This is a genomic window from Actinomycetota bacterium (assembly GCA_018334075.1).
Taxonomy (GTDB): domain Bacteria; phylum Actinomycetota; class Coriobacteriia; order Anaerosomatales; family UBA912; genus JAGXSC01.
The window spans coordinates 1-5591 of the sequence record JAGXSC010000019.1; the positions used below are offsets into that span (position 1 = coordinate 1).

10 protein-coding genes and 1 pseudogene are annotated in these 5591 nt (G+C 59.1%); 8 read left to right on the top strand and 3 right to left on the bottom strand.

The window, feature by feature from the left end; all coding sequences use genetic code 11:
• The 7 genes and pseudogenes from KGZ89_02995 to KGZ89_03025 all read left to right on the top strand — a co-directional run.
• Positions 1-620: phage Gp37/Gp68 family protein (locus tag KGZ89_02995; GenBank protein MBS3973817.1), on the top strand; the 620-nt coding region annotated here is incomplete at its 5' end.
• Positions 621-676: 56 nt separating this feature from the next.
• Complete coding sequence (locus KGZ89_03000; GenBank protein ID MBS3973818.1) at positions 677-829, top strand: hypothetical protein; 153 nt, start codon at positions 677-679, stop codon at positions 827-829.
• A 233-nt stretch (positions 830-1062) separates the two neighbouring features.
• Positions 1063-1800 carry an EFR1 family ferrodoxin gene (locus tag KGZ89_03005; GenBank protein ID MBS3973819.1) on the top strand — a complete coding sequence of 246 codons (738 nt, stop codon included), beginning with the start codon at positions 1063-1065 and terminating at the stop codon, positions 1798-1800.
• Between the two features lie 157 nt (positions 1801-1957).
• On the top strand, positions 1958-2194 hold the full coding sequence (locus KGZ89_03010) for a DUF433 domain-containing protein (GenBank protein MBS3973820.1): 237 nt from the start codon (positions 1958-1960) through the stop codon (positions 2192-2194).
• Positions 2191-2558 (top strand): annotated as a pseudogene (locus KGZ89_03015) (DUF5615 family PIN-like protein). The gene KGZ89_03010 and the pseudogene KGZ89_03015 overlap by 4 nt, the downstream one beginning before the upstream one ends.
• Before the next feature lie 58 nt (positions 2559-2616).
• Positions 2617-3105: a DUF5131 family protein gene (locus KGZ89_03020; GenBank protein MBS3973821.1), complete on the top strand. Its 489-nt coding sequence runs from the start codon at positions 2617-2619 to the stop codon at positions 3103-3105.
• 56 nt (positions 3106-3161) lie between these two features.
• The gene (locus KGZ89_03025; protein MBS3973822.1) at positions 3162-3374 is read left to right on the top strand and encodes a hypothetical protein; all 213 of its coding nucleotides are present in this window, start codon (positions 3162-3164) and stop codon (positions 3372-3374) included.
• A 151-nt stretch (positions 3375-3525) separates the two neighbouring features.
• On the opposite strand, the gene KGZ89_03030 is transcribed toward KGZ89_03025, so the two are convergent.
• Positions 3526-3786 (bottom strand): transposase, encoded by a 261-nt coding sequence (locus tag KGZ89_03030; GenBank protein ID MBS3973823.1) that lies wholly within the window; start codon positions 3784-3786, stop codon positions 3526-3528.
• A gap of 112 nt (positions 3787-3898) precedes the next feature.
• Between KGZ89_03030 and KGZ89_03035 the strand changes: the two genes are divergently transcribed.
• Entirely contained in the window at positions 3899-4333 is a 435-nt protein-coding gene (locus KGZ89_03035) for a hypothetical protein (protein ID MBS3973824.1), read from the top strand.
• Between the two features lie 394 nt (positions 4334-4727).
• On the opposite strand, the gene KGZ89_03040 is transcribed toward KGZ89_03035, so the two are convergent.
• Together KGZ89_03040 and KGZ89_03045 are read right to left on the bottom strand one after the other, a co-directional pair.
• Positions 4728-5198 carry a hypothetical protein gene (locus KGZ89_03040; GenBank protein MBS3973825.1) on the bottom strand — a complete coding sequence of 157 codons (471 nt, stop codon included), beginning with the start codon at positions 5196-5198 and terminating at the stop codon, positions 4728-4730.
• 18 nt (positions 5199-5216) lie between these two features.
• Positions 5217-5591, bottom strand: a 375-nt coding sequence (locus KGZ89_03045) for a hypothetical protein (GenBank protein MBS3973826.1), incomplete at its 5' end; no start/stop codon positions are given.

The following is a 5591-nucleotide window of genomic DNA, read 5'->3' on the forward strand; positions in this document are numbered from 1 at the left end:
CAAAGCGCCTGCAGGCTATGGGCCAGCCCAATTATCGGGATGGGTTTGCGGTTCGAACTCACGAGCACATGCTTCCGCTGCCCCTCTCGTGGTCAAAGCCGCGCATGGTCTTCGTGAACTCCATGGGCGACCTCTTCCATGAAGAGGTTCCCGTTGACTTCATCCAACGGGTCTTCGAGATCATGGAGGCAACACCGCGACACACATACCAACTACTGACCAAACGCGCAGACCGGCTTGCAGAGGTCACTCCGTTTCTAAGCTGGCCCAACAACGTGTGGATGGGTGTTACCGTCGAGGACAACGAGCATCTCACTCGTGTGGAGCATCTGCGCAAGGTGCCGGCGACGGTCAGGTTCTTGTCAGTTGAGCCGCTGCTCGGGCCATTGCCAGACCTGGACCTCTTGGATGTCGACTGGGTCATTGTTGGTGGGGAGTCCGGACCCGGAGCTCGGCCGGTCGATCCAGACTGGGTTCTCGGCATCCGCGATAGATGCGTGGAGCTGGGAGTACCGTTCTTCTTCAAGCAATGGGGCGGTGTACGCAAGAAGGCTGCGGGTAGGGAGCTGGAAAGTCGCATCTGGGACCAGATGCCTGTTCTGGCAGCTGGCGTGGCCTAAATTGCTCACCGCGCACGGCAGGATCGCCTCGCGCATTTCACGGGTATGATGGTGACATGGAAACAAAGACGCCACACTATCCGCCACCTCCTCCGTCCGCGGCAGAGACGCCGGGGGCGCGCCGCTGCGGGTGTGGTTGCCTGTCGGTGATCGGCGGGGTGACACTCGTGCTTCTCGGCATACCGATGCTTGTGTTGCCGGGGGAGTGAGGCTGTACGAGGGCTCGAATCCCTCCCTCTCCGCCAGAAAGATGACGTCCGTTTCGGCGAGGGGGGCGGGCGTCGTATACTGAGAACGCGGGCGGCCTGCGATTACGCAGACCATAGAATCACTGTTAGGACGAACTGGGGGTTCCTGCACCCCAACAGCTACAGACCCTGGAGGACCTGAGATCGCCCAGTACACGCTGCTCTACTTCAGCCCCACCGGGAACGTAAAGCATGTGGCCGAAACGCTTGCGGGTTGCCTGGGTCCACAGGCAACGAAGCTCGTCCCCCTCGAAGCCACTCGGCCCGGGCTGCTAGCGGAGGGCGGGCACCTCGTTCTTCTGTATCCGATACACGGATTCAATCCTCCGCGAAACGTCGATCGTTTCGTCAGGCACTTGGCACCCAGCCTATTCGAGGCCGTCAGCATCATCGCCGTGGGTTGCGCCGATCACTGGGTCAACCACGCCGCCTCACGCCGCCTGCGGCGGTCGCTCATGGCGAAGGGCTATGCAGTGGTGGCAGACGAGATCGTGGCGATGCCGCTCACCTTCATCATGGCGTTCCCCGATGAGATGGCCCGTGGGCTCATCACAGAAGCGGACGCACGAATGGCGCATGTGGCTGCGTCTCTCGAGGCGAAGCCTGGAGTCCCGCAGCCGATGGCCTGGAAGTCGCGCATCGTGAGCTTCGTTGGCAGGCTCGAGTCTCCGGCCTCACGGTTGTTCGGACTGGAGCTTCGCGCGAGCGATAGATGTACGTCATGTGGCACGTGCTGGAGCCGGTGTCCTCAAGGCAACGTTCGCCGCGGGCGGGACGGCAAGCCGCGATTCGGATTCGACTGCCTGATGTGCATGCGGTGCATCTATGGCTGCCCGGCGAACGCTATCGCGCCGCGCTTCTCGAAGTTCATCCCTATCAGGGGCGGCTACTCAGTGTCGCGCTACTCAGATGCGGAGCGCCGGTCGTCCTAAGTGACCCCAGGCGTCCGGCATGATAATCTAATACCTAGCTTGCGCATGGATTGAGTATCCATTAGCGCGGACTGCAGAATGGTCGTTAGCTGAGATTCCCGGTGTCCGGCTCGTGGGCGAGGGTAGTACACTGTATGCGGCGAAGGAGGTGCTCCTGGTGGCAGCGCAAAGGATTGTGTCGGAGCCCGGTGTGATGATGGGCAAGCCGGTCGTCGAGGGCACCCGGATCACCGTCGAGCAGATCCTCGAGGGCCTCGGAGCGGGCGAGACGATCGAGCAGATACTCGAGTCTCACCCTCGCCTCACGCGCGAGGGTGTACTTGCCGCGGTCCGCTTCGGCGCGGAGGCCCTCAAGGCCGACGTCGCCTATCCGATCTCCACCCCGGTCGCGTGAGGCTGCTGGCGGACGAGGGCGTTGAAGCCCGGGTCGTCGAGCGGCTCCGCGACGAGGGCCACGACGTGGACTACGTGGCGGAGCTGTCCCCCGGCGTTAGCGACGACGAGGTGCTCGGCCGCGCCGACGAGGACGGCCGCATCCTCATCACCGTCGACAAGGACTTCGGCGAGCTCGTGTTCCGCATGGGCCGGGTATCCACCGGCGTGCTGCTGCTCAGGCTGGCTGGCTCGCCGCCGCCGAGAAGGCGGCCATCGTCGCGGAGGCCTTGGGCGCGCACGGCGACCGGATGCCCGGGGCATTCACCGTCATCTCCCCTGGGCTCATGCGGATTCGCAGACCGTCAGCAAACGAGCGCGACTAAGCCGGCACGGGTCTGAGCATTGCCAACCATCTAGTCAAGGACAAAGCGCCTGCAGGCTATGGGCCAGCCCAATTATCGGGATGGGTTTGCGGTTCGAACTCACGAGCACATGCTTCGGCTGCCCCTTACGTGGTCAAAGCCACGCATGGTCTTCGTGAACTCCATGGGCGACCTCTTCCATGAAGAGGTTCCCGTTGACTTCATCCAACGGGTCTTCGAGATCATGGACAACGAGCATCTCACTCGTGTGGAGCATCTGCGCAAGGTGCCGGCGACGGTCAGGTTCTTGTCAGTTGAGCCGCTGCTCGGGCCATTACCAGACCTGGACCTCTTGGATGTCGACTGGGTCATTGTTGGTGGGGAGTCCGGACCCGGAGCTCGGCCGGTCGATCCAGACTGGGTTCTCGGCATCCGCGATAGATGCGTGGAGCTGGGAGTACCGTTCTTCTTCAAGCAATGGGGCGGTGTACGCAAGAAGGCTGCGGGCAGGGAGCTGGAAAGTCGCATCTGGGAGCAGATGCCTGTTCTGACAGCTGGCGTGGCCTAAATTGTTCACCGCGCACGGCAGGATCGTCTCGCGCATTTTGTGGGTATGACGGTGATATGGAAACAAAGACGCCACACTATCCGCCTCCTCCGCTCGCAGCAGAGACGCCGGGGGTGCGCCGCCGCGGGTGTGGTTGCCTGTCGGTGATCGGCGGGGTGACACTCGTGCTTCTCGGCATACCGATGCTTGTGTTGCCGGGTCCGGGCATCGCACTAATCCTTGGCGGTCTCGCTCTTATCGTGCGGGGTCTCGGCGTTAGAAAACACTAAGAGACGTGAGGTTCCGTTCTACGAGTAGCGGGTCACGAAATACAATACGAAGATGGCCGATGCGGCGCCGAGTCCGACAAGCCCGCCCAGTGCAAAAGCCAGCACTTGGCCTGCGACAACTCCTGCGGCCAAGGGGAAGCGAGCGCGAAGCCTAGCCAGGAGATCGAGCCGACTCGTTTCGCTCGCGGCTCATCTCCAAGAACGTCGATATGAGATGGCCGGTCAACCCCCGATCGCTCACGTTGGTCGTGGCCTTGGGTTTCGTGCGGTCTTGACGCGAGAGCAGCTTGCGGATCGCCTCCGGGGTGTTGGGGATCACCCGCTCGTCGACTTCAGTGGTGTCCGGGCGCAGTACCGCCACGGCGATCGAGTCTTTGTGTACGTCGAGTCCGATGTGTATAATCCGGTTCATTACCGGTCCCTCCGTTTGTCGGCGCCGCAGGGCCTGTTCCTCGCGGACGATCCACGTATACACCGGAATCGGGTCGGCCATCTCATGGTGACTAGCTGGAGTGGTCGAGCGAATGTGCTACGCACTCTTCATCGGAACTGATATCGAACTCGACGTGCCTGACGTCGAGGTGGCCGTTTATGCCGATGCGTTTCACCTCGAGACACTTCAGGACGAGCACCACATTGTCTTGCCCCACTTCTCCAAGCCGTTCGTCTATTATGCTGCTTCATGGCAGGGGTGCGGGTGCGGCTGGTTCAAAGACTCGCTCCTGCTCGCGCTTCCGAAGAAACGACGTCGGTCCAACGAGCGCACCGCAGCCGATCTTCGCTCGCTCGTTGGACTCCTGGGCGATCTCGGCACCTCTGAACTCTTCCTGTCGTGGGAAGGTGAACTGGACGGCGGCGTACTTCGTCGGCTTGAGCTTGCCCCAGGCGATTTCGAGGCAGACAGCATCCCGTTGGAGCAGGGGGACTTCGTGGTCGTGCGCGCGGCTGGACCCAGCTAACAGGCGCATCGTTAGTGTCATGCTGCCCCTGAAGGTCGTACGCGGGCTTAATCCCCCTGAGATCTCGCCCAGCCGTCTCATCGCCGCCTGTGGCACTCCTCGTTCGAGTGCTTCTGCAAGCGCCCCATCGCAGAACCGATCAGCGCGAACCAGCGTGGTGAGCACCTTGCAGACCGTCAGTAAACGAGCGCGGCTAAGCCGGCTCGGGTCTTCTGCGTAGTGCCTCATCTGCGGCTCAAGCGATTCTGACGAGCCTTATAAGCAAACGTCATCGCTTGGTGTTGAAGATGAGGCAAGGCTTACTTTAACCGCTAAAGGTAGATACCTGCTGGTCGCGATGATGCGACAGTTCTTCGTGAGCGTGAACAGCGCTCGCGACCAGGTAAGAGAGTCTTTACCCTATCTTTCCAGAAGCTGGCTCTGAGCCGCTTCGCTTCTTTTTTGCAAAACGATACCAACTGCTAAGAAAATTAGCTATAAAAGCAACAATGAAAAATGCCGTAGCTAAGATGATGCCGTAAATTATCAAATGCACAGGGTCTTCTTGTAGCCGTTGCTCCTGCAACGATGTAAAGATAAGGTAGGGGGCGCCTAGCAGTCTAGGCGCCCCAGGAACTAGGCTCTCGAACACTATTGGAGTTGTAGAGAAAGCAATAAATGTAGGTACAGCCCACCACCACCACCGATCAGATAGTTTCTTGGAAGACGGCGGTTCGCCCTGTATGCCTTGCGGTTGTGACGGGACAAGTCGCGAGGCAACCCAAATTCCGGCTTTCTGTCCAAGTTCTGCTGGGATAACCAGCAGCAGAAAACCTACAAATAAAAGCACCACCAGAGTAAGGAATATCAGACCTATTGTTTCCATAAGAATCAACGCTCCTAACTAAGGCAATGCACCCTGTGAGCTGCTATCTTTAATTTTCATCCGCCAGCCGAATAAAAGCACCACTATGAACCGGCCAATAAACACGGCGACTGGTATTGGGAACGAAAATCTGTGATACATATGGTGCAAACCCTCAGGAGCCCATGGGAACCACGTTGGTATTTGTAATTGAAGATCTAACCCGAAGTGTAAAAGCGATAGAGATATGATAATCAGCAGCGGAAGAGGGAAAACAAAATTGTGCCAAAATCGTTCAGCCACTGGCTTTGTACATAAAGAGGGAAATAATACCTTTGCAGCCTTATTTGCCAGATAAATGGGAATAGTTATATAAACTATGGCCCATAAAGAAAACGCTAAGACAATAAACCC

Excerpts from the sequence above, each read along its gene's own strand:
- KGZ89_03000 (MBS3973818.1), top strand. The coding sequence starts at position 677 with ATGGAAACAAAGACGCCACACTATCCGCCACCTCCTCCGTCCGCGGCA.
- KGZ89_03020 (MBS3973821.1), top strand. The coding sequence starts at position 2,617 with ATGGGCCAGCCCAATTATCGGGATGGGTTTGCGGTTCGAACTCACGAG.
- KGZ89_03025 (MBS3973822.1), top strand. The coding sequence starts at position 3,162 with ATGGAAACAAAGACGCCACACTATCCGCCTCCTCCGCTCGCAGCAGAG.
- KGZ89_03030 (MBS3973823.1), bottom strand. The coding sequence starts at position 3,786 with ATGAACCGGATTATACACATCGGACTCGACGTACACAAAGACTCGATC.
- KGZ89_03035 (MBS3973824.1), top strand. The coding sequence starts at position 3,899 with ATGTGCTACGCACTCTTCATCGGAACTGATATCGAACTCGACGTGCCT.
- KGZ89_03040 (MBS3973825.1), bottom strand. The coding sequence starts at position 5,198 with ATGGAAACAATAGGTCTGATATTCCTTACTCTGGTGGTGCTTTTATTT.